The organism is Xenorhabdus littoralis, from assembly GCF_033949345.1.
Lineage (GTDB): Bacteria > Pseudomonadota > Gammaproteobacteria > Enterobacterales > Enterobacteriaceae > Xenorhabdus > Xenorhabdus littoralis.
Window position 1 is genome coordinate 58,670 of sequence record NZ_VCDP01000058.1, and the last position, 17,837, is coordinate 76,506.

The following is a 17,837-nucleotide window of genomic DNA, read 5'->3' on the forward strand; positions in this document are numbered from 1 at the left end:
AATGTCTTATATTTTATTTTCAGATTAATACTCAGATTTAATGACTACCTCTTCCCCAAATCGGCCTGCTTTAGGCAACGGTTGATAAGAAGAATTTGATGCTCTCAAAATGCGGATACCACGAATATTCAGCTCACGGGCAGCAGAAATATCAGCATCTGCATCACCGTAATAAATTTTCAATTTATGATCGCTCATCCAACTGATTTTATTATTTTTCCCGGGTTCGTCACCCGCAAAAATAACAGCGTTCATTTTATCAGCAGGAATATGCAGATCTTCCTGCAAATATTTGGTCACATTTTCTGTTTTGGTTTTTGTGCGGCCTGTAATGAAATAAACATCATCACCTCGCTTTAAGTGCATCTGAACCAACTCAATACCGATTTGTTTTGGCATACTGAATTGATCCCATTCATTATTCATTTTATTCCAAAACTCTGGATTTTTCAGATAACTATTGTCATTAGGCGAGTATTCCAATTTACCGCGATAAAAACCAGGGCTTGAAAACAATACGGTATCATCAATATCAAATCCGACAGCCATTGCGGGTTGGTTTTTCAGGCTTTTTTCAATCTGCTCCACTGATACCCAATGTACGGCCTGACGTTGAGCCAAATCTGCTGTTGTGACTCCAGGGTCAACTTGCTCAGGCATAAATACTTTTGCCTGTGACATGCTGTTTAAACTAAAAGCTAATGCAATCGCACTGAATGCCAGAGTAATTTTACGCATCGTTATTCCTTTTTATATTGATCATAACGGTGCGAAATAATAGACGGTATCATCAAGCCAAAATGAGACGCACTGCACAATTGATTAAGGTTATTATTAGGAAGATAGATATACAAGTCAGGGAGCCATAATATGGCTCCCTGATTCAGCAGAAATTACTCTTGTAATATGGACTGTGCCTGAGGTCGTGACGGTTCAGAGGCGGGGACATCCTGCCCAAAACCGCGCAATCCAACAACATGCACATGTTCCTGATTATTGAAAATTTTACGCACCAGTTTATAGGTTGTCCCTTTTTCTGGACTGATATTTTCCGGGGCGGCAATAATTAACTGCATCTGCAATCGCTCACACAACTCAAACAACGTTGCGATTGATTTCGCATCCAGACGTGCAGCTTCATCAAGGAAGAGTAAACGACATGGGGAAATATCTTTACCGCGCAGACGATGAGATTCTTCTTCCCAACTCTGTACGACCATAACCAGAATAGACATCCCCGTACCGATAGCTTCACCCGTAGAAAGAGCGCCACTTTCCGCTTTGAGCCAGCCATCCGAACCACGATTAACTTCAACATCCAGTTCAAGGTAGTTGCGGTAATCCAGTAATTCTTCGCCTATGGTCTGCGGCAGACGCTGACCCATATCAATTTGCGGATTTAAGCGTTGGTAAAGTTTTGCCATCGCTTCTGAGAAGGTCAAACGCTGGCTGTTGAACAGATCCTGATGTTGCTCCTGCTGTTCAGACAACACATCCAGCAAAACAGAGTGACTTTCGCGCACATTCACATTCAGGCGCACACCGCCAACCTGTCCGAAAGAAACGGCCTGCAATCCCTGATTCAGCATGCGAATACGGTTCTGCTCGCGTTGAATGGTTTTGCGAATGATATTAGCCACACTCTTGGAGCTGATAGCCAATTTCTGCTCACGAGCCGTTAATTCTTCGGTCAGACGTGCCAGCTCAATCTCCATCCGCTCAATGGCATCAACCGGATCATCTGTTCGAATAATATCCTGACGGATACGTTCACGCAGGTGTTGGTAAACGGCAACGAAAAATTGAATTTTACGTTCAGGACGTTTGGGATCTTCCGATAAACGCAATGCATCACGCAAATGTTCATTATCCGCTACCGCCAGCCGCAATGCTCCCAAGGCTTTATCCGACATGGAACGTAAATCATCACCATCCATATAGGCCAGTTCACGGCGATGTAAACGACGTTCAACACCATTGTCTTTCACCATGCGCATCACTGCACACCAGCCCGCTTTCGAAGAAACCACCTGCTCACGCTTCAGGTAATAATCACGCTCATACTTGCGCAATTTCTTCTGGAGGTTTTCCATATCAGCTTCACAGAATGCTATCTGCTTCTCAAGCTGATTGATACGAGAGCGGTTAGTATTCACAGCAGCATGAAGCTGATCGCGACGCTCGCGGGCACGACTTTCTGCGTTAGCATCCGCCTGAGCACCGATATCTTTCATCTCCTGCTCAAGTTCTTTCAACATATCTTGCTTGGTGTCATAAGAACTTTTCAGAGATGCCAAAACTTGGCTGAACTGAGTATATTGTGATTGTTGCTGACGCAATTGTTCACGCGCACGGCTGCGATCAGATTCCGCGTGTTCAAGGCGCTGACGCAGTTTATCATTCAGGTCAGTATTCTCACCAAGCATTCCGGCGGAATCGCTGTAGCTGAAATGCGCACGACGCTGTACGATTTCGATCAAAGCAAAGGCTTGCTGCTTAGCCTTATTCTGGCTGTGCTTCGCGGCCTCATAATCTTTTTGCAACTGTTCATGTTGCTGTGGATCGCTTTGCAAGACAGAAACCAGCGGTTCAAGTCTGGTCAGTGCATTGCCATGCTGTTGCAGGAATCGTGCTGCTTCCTGCGCCTCACTCATTTCTTCACGAACAGTTTCCACCCGATCAATCAGCGTTTCGTCCAGCAAGATCATGATTTGTGGAATCAAACGATTCAATACTGACAGGCTTTCTTTTACCAGAACAAGTTTCTGATTGTGCTGCTGAGTCCGGGCTTCAAATTGAGATAATTCACGCTCCAGTTCAGTACGACGCTGGTTCAGACTACGAATTTCTGCTTCTGGATCATCATCAAACGCAACAGACAGGTGTTTACCCACAAAACGACTGAAAGCCTGATGCGCACGCTGAATTTTCTGTACATCAAATGAGAGGGTCGCATAACGCTCTGCCAACGTATCACGTTCAAGGCTGAGTGCTTCCAGACGATTTTCCCTTGCCGCCCGCCCAAACAGCGGAACTTCAGGATAACGGGAGTAACGCCACTGACGATCGGATGATTTCACCAGAACTGCGTTTTTCTGCTCTTCGAAATGGAATACGCTGTCATCAAAAGATTGCGGATCACCTTCGATCAGATAGAGATCTTCCGGGCAATCTTCCAATGCTTCCAGAAGTGGGCGAACCAAAGAGAGATCAGGCACAATGATCCCATGACGAGCAGGGCCATACAAAGCAGAGAAGTAAGGTGCATCAGCAATGGTAATGTCGTCATAAATTTCAGACAGCAAAACACCACCGAAACGTTCTGCCAACGCAAGTAATCGACCATCTTCTGCCCCGCTTGGCTGACTCAGACGCTCAATTTGCTTTTCCAGTTCTCGTTTCTGTGCTGCTACATCATCACGTTCAACAGTGATTTCGCGCTCTTGCTCCAGCAATTGCTGCATGTATTCAGTAACATCATGGCTACTTTCGAATGTTTCATTGCTCTGCTCACAAAGCTGGCTCAGCGCTTCCTGTGCCGCTAACCATACCGGCGCACGTGTTGTCAGCCCCTGTATTTTCTGCTTGAGCTGTTCAAACTCCTGACGCATCTGCATACGGCGTTCGCCGCTTTCGCTGGCGCTCAGGCTCAATTCTTCCAACTGGGCTTCTAATTCACCCTGCAACGCCTCTAAATCTTCCGCCTGATATTGCTGGTTATGGCGCTTACAGAACTCTTCCAGTAAACGTTCTGCATTTTGCTGACTATTCAGACGTTGTTCCAATTCAGCCAACTGAATACGCAGTGGTTGAACTCTATCGGCCAGATGACGCTGAGATGACCATTCACGCAAAACTTCACGAGCGGTTTGCCACGCGTCACTACGGCTTACTTCACCAACGATGTTTTTCACCAATTGATAAGCTTGCTCAAACTGGCTGTGAGCTGCATCAGCGACACTGAGTTTTTGCTCCAAGGTAAGCAATATTTCAGTCGCTTGCTGTTCTTTGGCCTGATAGGTTTCCTGCCATTCATCAGCGTTTTCTATCGACAGGTCAGGAAGCTGGCAAAGTTCACGGGCACGTTCTAAAGCTTGCAATGCTTGCTGATATTGAATCGCCCGGGTTTGCTGAACATCCAGAGCCTGCTGATAATCGGCAAGCTGGCTTTTCAGTTCATCAACTTCCTGCTCTGCGGCTTCAGATACGGCTTCATATTCCGCCTGTTGCTCTTTCGCTTCTTCAACCACTTCGCTCTGTTCTTCCAAACGATAAGTCAGTTCTTCAACATCTGACTGATAACGGTCGATTTTTTCCTGCTGGCGCATCGCAGTCTGAACTAAATTCAGATGATCACTGGCTGCCTGATAATCCATTTCTAAATCTGACGATGAACCACTCTGTTCCGCTAATTCTCTCGCCGTCTCAACATGGCGATATCGTTCAGCGACTAACTGGCGACGGCTGCCAAATAATTCACTACGCAAAGCCAGTGCTTCATCCAGATGGACCCGGCGTTCGTTGGCATGGCGCATATAGTCGGCAGAAACATAGGCCGTCGCTTCTGTAATGAGATGCTTAAAAAGATCACGGTCGGATTGGGTTACGCGGATTGCTTCCAGTGTGATGCGGTTTTCACGCAATGCGGCTTCCATATCCTGGAATGCTTTTCTGACACCACTGTTTTCTGGCAGCAAGTAATCACGCAGTGAGCGGGTAATCGCGCTGGAAATACCCCCATACAGTGATGCTTCTATCAAACGGTAAAATTTGCTGCGATCACTCGCTGAACGCAGACGTTTTGGAATCACGCCCAAATCAAACATTAAGGCATGATAATCCGTAATCGAGTTAAATTGTTTGAATTGAACGCCTTCCATTTCATCAAGACGCTCTTTCAATTCATTCAGAGGCAAAACCCGGGCCTGACGTTCACCGATATTTTCAGTCAATAGTTGTGTTGGCTGGATCGATGCAGGAACCCCCTGGATCATAAACGGCTTGATATCAACTTTACGATCACGTCCGGAAATCTGCTGTAGACGAACACCTGCAATGACCCGCTGATGGCGTGAGTTAACGACATCCAGCGTGGAATAACAGACCCCCGCGCGCAGTTTACCATGCAGGCCTTTATCACGAGAGCCGCTGGTTGCACCTGCTTCTGTGGTATTGCGGAAATGGAGCAGTGTTAAATCCGGGATCATCGCGGTCACAAATGCCGCCATCGTAGTGGATTTACCCGCGCCGTTACCACCGGATAAGGTCGTCACTAGCTCGTCAAGATCAAACGTTCTGGCAAAAAAACCATTCCAGTTAACTAACGTCAGTGAGCGAAATTTACCGCGTTCAATCATGACTGCCCATCCTCCGCACCTTCTGTTGAATGCTCTGATACTTCTTCATGTTCATTATCTTTCTGCGATGCTTCCACAAGCATGGCTTCACCATCACGGATCATCCGTAATTGTGCCTCACGTGGATCGTCACCGCTGCGTACATCTGCACCAAAACGGAATACCGCTTCGGTGATCATAAATTTATTGCTGTCGTTTTGCAGAAAATAAACCATTCCCAAACGGCGCAAGCGGTTCAGAGAAGTTCGTGTTTTTTCCTGTAATTTTTGTTTGTCGAGATCGGAACCTGTCGAACGTTGATTCACGAATTTCATCAGCTTATTTTCATCAGCCAATGACAATAACTCCTCGTACAGTTCCTGAAAGGTAAATATTCCCTGATTGGACAGACGCTCCGGACTAAGGTAGAGGTAACATAAGATCTTACCTACCATCATATCCAATTCAGACAGAACAGATCGCGGGATCAGCGTCGTTGAACGGGGACGCAGGTAGAAAAAACCTTCTGGTGCACGGATTAACTCGACGTTATAACGCGCATAAAACATTTCCAACTCTTCCTGAAAATCCATCAGGAAAGCATGATTATCAAGATCATCCAGACTGATATGACGTCCAGAGCGAAGCTGGCTGTCTAATTCAGGAAAAAGTGTGTTGGATAATGCCTGAGCCAGTTTCACTGGCATAACTTGTTCAATATGTGTCGATGACATGTGCCTGCACCTTGGCTCCGTAATCATTAATCGCTAACCATTCCGCTGGCAATCCAGAGAAATCGGCTTCTGCAACGCCCAATCGTACTGCCTGATCCACCAGAATACGTGCCACATCAAAATGGCGTTTATGTGGATACTGAGCAAGGTAGTCGCGCAGTACAGTCCCTAAATCCAGAGGAAGTTTTGTCTGTTGGTAAACCGCCAGCGCCTGTTTTATCATTTCAGCCAGTTGTTCGTTGATTTCACTAAACTCTTCATATTCCATTTCTGGTGGTAATTCTCCCATTACCTCCTCATTGCGCAGAGTCAGTTCTTCATCACGCATATCCAGAAAACGATCTGCATTGGCAACGGTCAGTGCCCACGGGCTGTCAAAATAGTGTTGGACAGATTGGCGAAGACGCTGGGAAAAAATGCGGTTTTTGTCCATATCAATGGCGGTTCGGATAAACTTATGAACGTGACGGTCATAACCTATCCACAAATCAATGGCCTGCTGCCCCCAACTGATAATGCGATCCAGTTTACTTTGTAGATCAAAGACCAGTCTGTCGACCAGAACAGAACCATCACTATCCATATTAGCAGTCTGAATGCGCAATAGATTCGCCTGCAATTTATCGCCCGCCGCTTCCAATGTATCCTGAAGTTCCCTCAGTGTGCCGGAAGTTTCAGACAGTAGCTGCTCACAGTTGGCGATAGCAGCCTGCCAGTCTTGGTTGAGTAGCGCGGCAATATCATTTTTTACGCCGTTCTGCTGTTCATCCATCAAGCGCTGAGACATATCAATACTGTCAAAGATTTCAGCCACGGAATATTGAAGAGGTGCAAAGACATTGCGATGCCAATGAAATTCATCACCTCCCTCTTCAGCGGCTTCAGCCGCACGATGCAATTCGTTGGCAACAATGGACAACTGCATGGAAAGACGCAACATGGAGAATTCACGCTGGCGGATATAATAATCGCTGATACCAATCCCCAACGGGGTCAGACGATAGATAGCGTTGCCATCTGAAAGTTCACTGGTAAAACGGCTGAGCAGCTTCTGGCGAACCATATCATTAATGGCATTATTCGCCCTGACGGACACTGATTCAGAAGTCTGTTCAAAACCTTTGCACACTTCACGGAAAGCATCCACCAGCTCCCCTTCACTCATTTCACCATCAAATCGTTCACTATTCAGTACGGCAATTGCCATCAAAAAAGCCAATCGTTCTGGCGGTAAAGAAATTGAGAAATCATTTTTTCTGGCCCAGGATACAAGTTCAGGAATAGTCTGGGAATATTCACTCATAATTAGCTCTTTAAGGTAGGCTTGCGTGCCATCACATGAATATAACGCCCCAGGCTGATATAGGGCTCTTGTCTGCAATAACGTTGTTCAAGCTCAAGTAACGCCGGAAAATCTGTGTTTTGTAATTGGCGGCTTTGCAGGTAGTCATGAAAAATCCTCACTCCTGTTTTACCTGTTATTTCCATCTTGAGCTCAGTCAGCCATTGATATACCTGTTCCGGTACTAATGGGTTCTGTGGCGATAGAGAACGTTTGCGACGGCGCTGAATATTGGGTGTTGCCAAATGGAAATTGCCTAAAATGGCATTACGCATGACCAGCCCATTAGCATTATAAAACATTAATGAGAGTGCACCACCGGGAGTTATTATATTCTCCAATGTCTCTATTGCATCTTTTTGGTCAGTAATCCACTCTAATACGGCATGAAATAGGATTAAATCAACCGGCTGTTCAATATGATGATGGATTTCTTGTACCGGACTTTGGATGAAGTGCATCTGATGGAGAACACCCCGTTCTCCGGCATTATATTTCGCCCGCTGGATCATCTCTTCAGATAGGTCACAAAGTATGACCTGATGACCTAATTCAGCCAGTTGGCAAGCCATATTCCCTTCACCGCCCCCTGCATCCAAAATACGTAAAGGGCGTTGAGGCAAATGATTCAGCAATTCGTTAATATCCTGCCAGACAACGGCTTGCCTGATTTTACCCTTGGTTGTGCCGTAAATATTACGCGAGAATTTGTCTGCAATATCATCGAAATTGCGATCCAGCATAAAAAACTGCTCCACTTAATAAGCTAAGTTTAATTTATCTATTGAGTCGTTACACTATCTACTGCTATTTTTACTACTATTATTTTTACTACTGTTATTTTGGCACAGTAATCATTTAATTAACTACTTTTAGCCTTAAATCCGACCCTGCTCGACTATAATTTAACCAAATCAAGGTCAGTCAATGCTATTCCTGCTAAAAAAATATATCGGCTCGCTATTAATGCCTTTGCCGTTGATTATTCTCGTTTCTCTTATCGCCCTGCTATTGCTGTGGTTCACCCGCTGGCAAAAGACAGGTAAAGCCATTTTATCGCTGAGTTGGCTGGCGTTACTTTTATTGAGTTTACAACCTATTGCAGACAAACTTTTACTTCCTGTCGAAGGGAAATATATTCAGCGCTATGAACCTGACACGACATCTGGCAGTACATTAATACCAGATAGTACATATATCGCCCCCGTAAAATATATTGTCGTTCTTGGTGGCGGCTTTACTTATAACTCCCAATGGGCACCGAGCGCCAATCTTACCAGCAATAGCTTACCCAGAGTGACTGAAGGCATCAGGTTATATCACCTTAATCCTGGCGCTAAAATGATTTTCACTGGTGGTAAAGGCGTTAATTCAATTAGTAGTGCCGAAGTTGCTGCTATGGTAGCACAATCTATGGGAATTCCTGTAGAAGACACGATAGCATTAAAAAAACCTTTGGATACAGAAGAAGAAGCTGCTGAAGTTGAGAAAGTGGTCAGGCAGCAATCTTTTATTCTTGTCACTTCCGCCAATCATATGGAAAGGTCGCTGAAATTTTTTGAACAACGCGGATTACACCCTATCGCAGGCCCTGCCAATCAATTGGCTGTAACAACTCCGCTCTATCCGTGGGAGAAATATATTCCTTCGTCCTATTATCTTTCGCACACAGAACGGGCTTGGTATGAAACATTGGGCAGCATTTGGCAAACCATTAAGCCTGCAAATTCAGATAGTAAATCTGAAAAACCAGAAAATTCTCAGCACAAAAGTCATTAATAATCATGTCATATTGACAATAACAGGACTGAAAAAAGAGAATGCCTGATGTGGCATTCTCTCTTCATTTACACCTATATTTACACCTGTGCGAAATTTTCATCAAACAGAGGGATCAAAATCGGGGAAGATTAACGTGCTACAAAAACTTTTCTGACAGCTTCCAGATCTTCAGGTGTATCAACGCCCGCACCAGGGGCTTGCAGCGCTTTTGCTACATGAATTTTTTCGCCGTACCAAAGCACCCTTAACTGTTCGAGCATCTCAATATTCTCTAATGGGCTTGGTGCCCACTGTACATAGCGGCGGATAAATCCTGCACGATACGCATAAATTCCGATGTGGCGTAGAAAATTATCCCCAATCATTTCTTTTGATTGCATAAAGCGGTCACGTTCCCACGGGATAGTAGCGCGAGAAAAATAGAGCGCATAACCTTTCGCATCCATAACGACTTTGACCGCATTAGGATTAAATGCCTCTTCCGCATCTTGGATTTGTACTGCAAGAGTTGCCATTCCTGCATCACTGCCAGCCAGATTATCAGCCACCTGCTTAATAATCTGCTCTGGGATCAGGGGTTCATCACCCTGAACATTTACGATGATTTCATCATCAGAAAATTGGTATTTATCGATAACTTCAGCTAAACGTTCTGTGCCTGAATGGTGATTTTCTCTTGTCATACAAGCCTCACCACCTGCGGCAATCACTGCATCAAAAACGTTTTGATTGTCTGTCGCCACAATAACCCGATCAGCCCCAGAACGGGCAGCCCGTTCCATAACACGTACAATCATTGGCTTACCGTGAATATCTGCCAGTGGTTTTCCAGGCAAACGTGTTGAGGCAAAACGCGCAGGAATGATAACAGTAAACATGGGTTATTTGTTTTCCTCGGTGGGCAAAGTGCGGGCTTCATTCTCTAACAGCACAGGAATACCATCACGAACAGGAAAAGCAAGGCGGTCAAGTTTGCAAATCAGTTCAAAGTTTTCTTTATCGTAGCTGAGCTTGCCATGACATACCGGACAAGCAATGATTTCGAGTAAACGGTGATCCATATATCCCCCAAATGACAGGCTTCAAATTTAATGCGGCTCAGAATACCACAAGCAATGTCTCACCGTTAACTCTGTTGTTTTGTTTAATATTGTTTTAAGTAAGACGATATTACCGTTATGTAATAATTACTCATTACTATTGGTGTGAGTCCAATTCTGGAAGTAATGCCTGAATCTCAGTCAATATTATTTGCCCTTTATCTTCTGGCAAATAAGCGTATACAGGTAAATACCACCAATTAGGCTGAGCAAATTGAAAACACTTTACGGCATCTTTTTCTGTCATCAGCAAATTTTGGTGACTATTCGCCAAAGCCAGTAACTGGGATTTTTCATAAGATTGGTGATCAGCAAAAGCATGGGTTATCTGTAAATCGGCCCCCAATTGCTGTAGTGTCGCAAAAAAACGCGGGGGATGACCAATTCCCGCCATTGCAACACCATTTGGAATATCTCTGACTTTGCGCGTTTCACCCGTCAGTAAATTAACCGCCAACTCTCCTTTCAGAGTCATAGGCAACTCACCTGTTTGCGGCGTTCCACCGTTGACAATAATGGCATCAACACTTTTCAAACGCCCAGCCAATTCCCTCATCGGCCCGGCGGGGAGCCAACAGCCATTGCCAAAACGCCGGACACCATCGATCACCACAATCTCATAATCACGTTGTAAGGCATAATGTTGGAGGCCATCATCCGTAATCACAATATCAACTGGAGTATCGGCCAATAATGCTTTGATAGCTTCGACTCGTTTTGGTGCAACAGCAACTGGTGCACCTGTTCTGCGGTGAATTAAAACGGGTTCATCTCCCGCTTGTGCAGTTGTTACTTCGTCTGTGACCAGCAACGGATAAGACTCCGATTTACCACCATAACCACGCGAAACAACACCCACTCGGTAGCCCTTTTGTTGTAACTGTTCAACCAGCCAAATGACAACAGGCGTTTTACCATTTCCCCCTGCCGTCAAATTACCAATCACAACAACAGGTACTGGCGCTTTCCAGGAGCGGCTTAATCCCAGTTTATAGCTTAAGCGACGAAGACCACTTACCAGCCCATAAAGGGCTGATAAGGGTAATAGTGCAATATAAAGCCATGAGCGACCCGACCACATGCGTTCAATCATTGACCAAATTGCATCCTGTGTAATTGAGCATATGAGCCTTCATGCTCCAACAGAGCAGCATGATTGCCTCTTTCTATGATATTGCCATCTTCAATGACAATAATTTCATCCGCTTTTTCGATGGTAGAAAGACGATGAGCAATCACCAATGACGTTCTGTTTTTCTGCAATTCATCCAGTGCAGCCTGAATCGCACGTTCAGATTCAGTATCCAATGCTGACGTTGCTTCATCCAGAATTAAAATCGGTGAATCACGCAATAAGGCACGGGCAATAGCAATACGCTGACGTTGTCCGCCGGAAAGCAAAACACCATTTTCACCAATCATGGTATCAAGGCCGTTATCGAGCTTTTTGATAAAGTCCATTACATAGGCCATTTCCGCTGCTCGTTCAATCTCCTCACGACTGAATTTTCCTTCGCTGGCGTAGGCAATATTATTGGCAACAGTATCGTTGAACAGGTGAACATTTTGCGATACCAACGCAATTTGATTACGCAGTGAGGCCAACGTATATTCCCGCAAATCGTGACCATCCAGTATAATCGCCCCTTCATTCACGTCATAAAAACGGGTAAGGAGGTTGGCAATAGTCGATTTACCTGAGCCAGAGCGCCCGACTAATGCAATTGTTTTTCCTGCCGGGATGGTCATTGAAATCTTTTTCAATGCAGGATGATCTTTGGTTGGATAACAAAAAGTTACATCACGGAATTCGATATTCCCTTTTGCCTTCTGGATTTCCAGTTTGCCTTCATCTTTTTCTTGCTCCGTATCCAGAATGGTGAACAAAGTCTGGCAAGCCGCCATACCACGCTGGAATTGAGCATTGACATTAGTCAATGACTTCAATGGACGCATCAAGGCAATCATGGATGAGAACACTACGGTAATTTTTCCCGCTGTCAAAGAACCCATAATCTCAGGGAAACTGGCTGCATACAGAATAAATGCCAGAGCAAACGAAGCAATAATCTGAATAATCGGGTCTGAAATAGAATCAGCAGAAACCATTTTCATGCCCTGTTGGCGCATATGATTGCTGACTTTATTGAAACGTTTGGTTTCAACTTGTTGACCACCAAAAATTAAAACTTCTTTATGCCCTTTCAACATCTGTTCAGCACTGGTTGTTACCATTCCCATGCTGTTTTGCATATTCTTGCTGATATTACGAAAGCGCACAGAAACAAGGCGAATAACCCCTGCAACTATCGGAGCAATCACAATCAAAATTAGGGAAAGCTCCCAGCTGTAATAGAACATCAGAATAAACAGGCCGATAATTGATGCCCCTTCCCTGACAACCGTGACCAATGCACCGGAGGAGGAGGAAGCAACCTGTTCCGAATCATATGTGATGCGGGAAAGCAGTGTCCCTGTGGATTGCTGGTCGAAAAAGGCAACGGGCATTCCCATCATGTGGTTGAACAGACGACGACGCATCTGCATGACCACTTTGCCTGATACCCAAGAGATACAATAACTTGATACAAAACCAGATATGCCACGCAAGAGCATCAGCCCGATAACAACCAGTGGCATCCACTTCAATACGCTAATGTCTGCCTTACCAAAACCCTCATCCAGCAAAGGCTTCAACAAGGAAAGCATCAATGTATCACCGGCAGCATTGATAATTAGCGCAATCGCCGCGACTAACAGCCCGAGCTTAAATGGGGTGATGAACGGCCACAATCGACGAAAGGTCTGCCAGGTAGAAAGGTCTTTATCATTCATTATTGAGTTACCAAAACCAAAAGAAATAGCGGCTCATTCTACTCATGATCACCGCGAATACCAAACCACTGATGATACCACCGTGATACGATTTGTTGGCGATATCCTTCTAATTTAATGTGATCTTGATAGAAATAGCCTGTTATCTGACCAGAAACAGCGGTGCTATTCCATTGAATTCCTGCATTTTTATAACGCTGCTTCACTTTCACTGAGGGCAGCCTCCACGGGCTATAACGCGCTACTGAGGCTAAGGCATATTTAGGCATGACCCTGTATATAAATCCCGTTGTAGAAGAAGTATTACTCCCATGATGAGGAACTTGCAATATTGTTGCATTCAGATGTTCCTTTTCCAGTTCCAGTTCCAGTTCCAGTTCCAGTTCCAGTAAACGATATTCGCCCTGTTTCTCTAAATCCCCTGTTAATAATAGGCTGTATTTACCATCATCAATACGGAGCACACAAGATTGATTATTGCCGGCAATCACTGATTTCTCTGGTGGCCAAATAACTTTAAAATTCAACTCCTGCCATGTCCATTGTTCACCACGAACACAAGATAAGTGAGTTTGATTAGCCAAAGGACTTCTGATTCGGATGTCAGGATATTGTTCATTTAGATATTCCACTCCTCCTGTATGGTCTGAATGATCATGGCTAAGAATGATCTGTTCTGGTGTTAAATGATGCCAGCGTAGATAAGGCACAATAACTTTTTCTGCCATGCTGCCCGTTTCCCAACGACTCCCTGTATCGAAAATGATCGCTTTTCCGCCTTTATCGATCACTACGGCTAATCCATGACCTACATCCAACATTGAAAAACGCCATTGATATTCATTGTTAGGTATTGAATAACAAGCGGTGATTCCAATTGAGATAACTAACAGCCATGTATAGGATTTCCACCAGCTCAGACGCCAAATCACAATTAAAAACCAACCCAAGAGCGTAATAACAACAGGATAATGCCCTGTTTCAAACCATGAATGTGTTAAAACAGATAAAGGAGCTAAGGCAAAAGAAATGCTGTAATCCACAAGTTGCCATAAAAATGGTTGGACGACGGGGAGGAAAATACAGACTAATCCCAACATCACTAACGGCACTGAGACAAAAGAAACGATTGGAACTGCCCATAGATTAGCAACCAATGATGCAATATTAACTCCATGAAATAACAAAAGCTGCAATGGCAACAACATTAACATCATGCCCAACTGCATATGCAATCCACGCAGCCAAACCCATTGCCAGCCATGCCGAATTTTTTCTGGCAACGGCATCCAGTGAAACCAAAATAACAGAGCCATCACCGCAGTAAATGAAAGCCAGAAGCTGTCAGAAAGTATTGCTAAGGGATCAAAAAATAAAATAAGTGCAGCGCTCCATAAAGCCCACTGCCATGAAAAGCAAAGTCTGCTTTTACACCTCAGATAAATCCACAGAGTTAACCCCAATATTGCCCGAACAGCAGGAATTCCCCACCCAGACAACCATCCATACAGCATTGCAATTAACCAGCCCATGATTAATGGGAAACGAAATCCAACCCATCTTACAGGAAAGAAAAATTGTGCCGCTCTTGCAAGACTCCAGCCAAATAAACTGGCCATTGCGATATGCAGCCCTGAAATTGCCATCAAATGTGCAATCCCTGTTTGCTGTAATAGCTGTCGAGTGGGTTTATCCAACCACGCCCTTTCACCGAATGAAAGTGCCAACGCAATTCCTGAATGTTTTAATGATTCTATTTCTGGTGCCAGTTTATTAATAAGTTCTTGCCGGAGACTACAACTTTCATTGAGTAACTTAGCCTTAATGATTTTTCCATGCAAAGGCTGACGAATAGAAAGTGAATAACGCTGATTATCATAACTACCATGATTTAATTGAGCGTGAATAGGTCTGAGCTTCATTGTTACCAGCCACTTCTGGCCTGCACACAGCACTTGTTTAGAATTCCAGGACACAGACGCATATAAAGCAGGAAAAATATATTTCCCATCACTTTCAACTAATCGAATACGATAACGTATTTTTTTCTGATCCTCTTGCGTATTATCTCCTAATGATACGCTGTCAATCATGATTGTTGCAGAGCGAGGGGTTTCACTGAAATAATTTATTTGGGCCAATATTTGGTGACTATGCCCGCACCCGAGAATAAATGCCCATAATCCTAATGATATTATTCTGATTACTTTATAAGGGAATAAAAGTAAGCCGTATGCGAGAAAAATCAGACAATAAATGAGCTTTTTTTGAGGGAGTTCAGCGAGGAATAATAAAGGAAGTATCCCAAACACCATAGATAACGCAGCTAAGTTCAGGCTAATAATCGGTGGAGGTTTTCGCCAAATAGTGAATAAGTAGGTAAAGGGGAAAAAAATTATAGGCTGCATCCATTCATGTCTCTGCGTTGATATTCTATTCTACGCAGACGAGACTATTCCAGAATAAGCATTGCTACCAGTCAGATAAATGCCATTGTGGAATCACTTCGCAAATTAATTTTCAGAAAAAAATCACTTACAAGATAGTGCGTTCAGTATCACAAAAAACGGCACCTTAAGGTGCCGTTACTTTAATTAAGTAATAACTTATATCTTAGCTATCGCCATAGATATTCACGCGGTCACGTAACTCTTTACCGGGTTTAAAGTGAGGAACGTATTTACCGTCCAATTCCACTTTATCACCCGTTTTTGGGTTACGACCCACACGAGGAGCTCGGTAGTGAAGAGAAAAACTGCCGAATCCGCGAACTTCAATACGTTCACCTGCGGCTAATGTTTCTGCCATATGATCAAGCATTTCTTTCACTGCATCTTCAACGGCTTTAGCTGGCATATGAGATTGTTGCTCAGCAAGTCTTTCGATTAATTCAGACTTGGTCATGGTACCTCCCTAAACTACCGTATTCGGGTAATATCATTGTTGCCAAAAATATTACCCGCCGTTATTGACTTAGATTATTCGCCTTTAGCTGCTTTGAAAGCTTCAGCCATTGCGTTGTTCGCGAAGTTTGTATCTTCTTGTTTGTTCACAGAAGCGATAGCGTCTTTTTCATCAGCTTCGTCTTTCGCGCGAACAGACAGGTTGATTACGCGGTTTTTGCGATCAACACCAACATATTTAGCTTCAACTTCATCGCCAACGTTCAGAACTTGAGTTGCATCTTCAACGCGGTCACGAGAAGCTTCTGATGCACGCAGGTAACCTTCAACGCCGTCAGCTAATTCAACTGTAGCACCTTTTGTATCAACTGCAGTTACTTTACCAGTAACAATTACACCTTTCTTGTTTACAGACAGGTAATTGTTGAATGGATCTTCTGCCAGTTGTTTGATGCCCAGAGAGATACGCTCACGCTCTGCATCAACTTGCAGAACTACAGCAGCAATTTCGTCGCCTTTTTTGTATTCACGAACTGCTTCTTCGCCTGCAACGTTCCAGGAGATGTCAGACAGGTGAACCAGACCGTCGATGCCGCCGTCCAGACCGATGAAGATACCGAAGTCAGTGATAGACTTGATCTTACCTTCAACACGGTCGTTTTTGTTGTGAGTTTCAGCGAATTGCTGCCAAGGGTTAGATTTACACTGCTTCAGACCCAGGGAGATACGACGACGTTCTTCATCAATATCCAGAACCATAACTTCCACAACATCACCAACGTTAACAACTTTGGATGGGTGGATGTTTTTGTTAGTCCAGTCCATTTCTGAAACGTGTACCAGACCTTCAACGCCTTCTTCGATTTCAACGAAGCAGCCGTAGTCAGTCAGGTTAGTTACGCGACCAGTCAGTTTAGTACTTTCTGGATAACGCTTAGCGATTGCTACCCATGGATCTTCACCCAGTTGTTTCAGACCCAGAGATACGCGAGTACGCTCACGGTCGAATTTCAGTACTTTAACTGTAATTTCATCGCCCACATTGACGATTTCGCTTGGGTGTTTAACACGTTTCCAAGCCATATCAGTAATGTGCAGCAGGCCATCAACGCCGCCCAGATCAACGAATGCACCGTAGTCAGTCAGGTTCTTAACGATACCTTTAACTTCCATGCCTTCTTGCAAGTTTTCCAGCAGCTGATCACGCTCTGCACTGTTTTCAGATTCGATAACAGCACGACGGGAAACAACTACGTTGTTGCGTTTCTGATCCAGCTTGATGACTTTGAACTCAAGCTCTTTGCCTTCAAGGTGAGCAGTGTCACGAACTGGACGAACGTCAACCAGTGAACCTGGCAGGAACGCACGGATACCGTTCAGTTCTACAGTGAAGCCGCCTTTTACTTTGCCATTGATAACACCAGTGACAGTTTCAGCTTCTTCGTATGCTTTTTCCAGCATCAGCCATGCTTCGTGACGTTTCGCTTTCTCACGGGACAGGATAGTTTCACCGAAACCATCTTCTACCGCATCCAGAGCTACGTCGACTTCATCGCCAACTTGGATTTCCAGCTCGCCTTGAGCATTTTTGAATTGTTCTACAGGAATTGCAGATTCTGATTTCAGACCGGCGTCAACCAATACAACGTCTTTATCGATAGCAACTACAACACCACGTACAATTGCACCTGGGCGAGTTTCGATAACCTGTAGGGATTCTTCAAAGAGTTGAGCAAAAGATTCTGTCATGTTAATGATCTTCAAGGTTTTTAATTAACGTCCATTTAGCATCCGGCCGAATGGGG

General features: G+C 44.4%; 13 protein-coding genes. 1 reads left to right on the forward strand and 12 read right to left on the reverse strand.

What is annotated here, in order from left to right; translation table 11 throughout:
- Positions 1 to 24 precede the first annotated feature (24 nt).
- The 5 genes from aphA to cmoM all read right to left on the reverse strand — a co-directional run bounded on the left by aphA (position 25) and on the right by cmoM (position 8,155).
- Positions 25 to 738 carry an acid phosphatase AphA gene (gene aphA / locus FE394_RS14400; protein WP_319927055.1) on the reverse strand — a complete coding sequence of 238 codons (714 nt, stop codon included), beginning with the start codon at positions 736 to 738 and terminating at the stop codon, positions 25 to 27.
- A gap of 155 nt (positions 739 to 893) precedes the next feature.
- Positions 894 to 5,357, reverse strand: a complete 4,464-nt coding sequence (gene mukB, locus FE394_RS14405) for a chromosome partition protein MukB (RefSeq protein WP_319927056.1) — start codon at positions 5,355 to 5,357, stop codon at positions 894 to 896.
- The gene (gene mukE, locus FE394_RS14410; RefSeq protein WP_319927057.1) at positions 5,354 to 6,070 is read right to left on the reverse strand and encodes a chromosome partition protein MukE; all 717 of its coding nucleotides are present in this window, start codon (positions 6,068 to 6,070) and stop codon (positions 5,354 to 5,356) included. Before mukE ends, mukB begins: the two co-directional genes overlap by 4 nt.
- The gene (gene mukF, locus FE394_RS14415) at positions 6,051 to 7,373 is read right to left on the reverse strand and encodes a chromosome partition protein MukF (RefSeq protein ID WP_319927058.1); all 1,323 of its coding nucleotides are present in this window, start codon (positions 7,371 to 7,373) and stop codon (positions 6,051 to 6,053) included. Before mukF ends, mukE begins: the two co-directional genes overlap by 20 nt.
- A gap of 2 nt (positions 7,374 to 7,375) precedes the next feature.
- The gene (cmoM, locus tag FE394_RS14420) at positions 7,376 to 8,155 is read right to left on the reverse strand and encodes a tRNA uridine 5-oxyacetic acid(34) methyltransferase CmoM (RefSeq protein WP_319927059.1); all 780 of its coding nucleotides are present in this window, start codon (positions 8,153 to 8,155) and stop codon (positions 7,376 to 7,378) included.
- Positions 8,156 to 8,339: 184 nt separating this feature from the next.
- Between cmoM and elyC the strand changes: the two genes are divergently transcribed.
- On the forward strand, positions 8,340 to 9,191 hold the full coding sequence (gene elyC / locus FE394_RS14425; protein ID WP_319927060.1) for an envelope biogenesis factor ElyC: 852 nt from the start codon (positions 8,340 to 8,342) through the stop codon (positions 9,189 to 9,191).
- Positions 9,192 to 9,322: 131 nt separating this feature from the next.
- Here the strand turns inward: elyC and kdsB are convergent, their stop codons facing one another.
- From kdsB to rpsA, 7 genes are all read right to left on the reverse strand, one after another.
- Positions 9,323 to 10,072: a 3-deoxy-manno-octulosonate cytidylyltransferase gene (gene kdsB / locus FE394_RS14430; protein WP_319927061.1), complete on the reverse strand. Its 750-nt coding sequence runs from the start codon at positions 10,070 to 10,072 to the stop codon at positions 9,323 to 9,325.
- 3 nt (positions 10,073 to 10,075) lie between these two features.
- Positions 10,076 to 10,255 carry a Trm112 family protein gene (locus tag FE394_RS14435; protein ID WP_319927062.1) on the reverse strand — a complete coding sequence of 60 codons (180 nt, stop codon included), beginning with the start codon at positions 10,253 to 10,255 and terminating at the stop codon, positions 10,076 to 10,078.
- Between the two features lie 136 nt (positions 10,256 to 10,391).
- Positions 10,392 to 11,387 carry a tetraacyldisaccharide 4'-kinase gene (gene lpxK, locus FE394_RS14440; protein WP_319927063.1) on the reverse strand — a complete coding sequence of 332 codons (996 nt, stop codon included), beginning with the start codon at positions 11,385 to 11,387 and terminating at the stop codon, positions 10,392 to 10,394.
- On the reverse strand, positions 11,384 to 13,132 hold the full coding sequence (msbA, locus tag FE394_RS14445; RefSeq protein ID WP_319927122.1) for a lipid A ABC transporter ATP-binding protein/permease MsbA: 1,749 nt from the start codon (positions 13,130 to 13,132) through the stop codon (positions 11,384 to 11,386). The genes lpxK and msbA overlap by 4 nt, the downstream gene beginning before the upstream one ends.
- A 35-nt stretch (positions 13,133 to 13,167) precedes the next feature.
- Positions 13,168 to 15,537 (reverse strand): ComEC family protein, encoded by a 2,370-nt coding sequence (locus FE394_RS14450; RefSeq protein WP_319927064.1) that lies wholly within the window; start codon positions 15,535 to 15,537, stop codon positions 13,168 to 13,170.
- 205 nt (positions 15,538 to 15,742) lie between these two features.
- The gene (gene ihfB, locus FE394_RS14455; RefSeq protein WP_319927065.1) at positions 15,743 to 16,033 is read right to left on the reverse strand and encodes an integration host factor subunit beta; all 291 of its coding nucleotides are present in this window, start codon (positions 16,031 to 16,033) and stop codon (positions 15,743 to 15,745) included.
- A gap of 74 nt (positions 16,034 to 16,107) precedes the next feature.
- A complete protein-coding gene (gene rpsA / locus FE394_RS14460) occupies positions 16,108 to 17,781 on the reverse strand; it encodes a 30S ribosomal protein S1 (RefSeq protein WP_319927066.1) in 1,674 nt (557 codons plus the stop codon).
- Between the last annotated feature and the right edge of the window lie 56 nt (positions 17,782 to 17,837).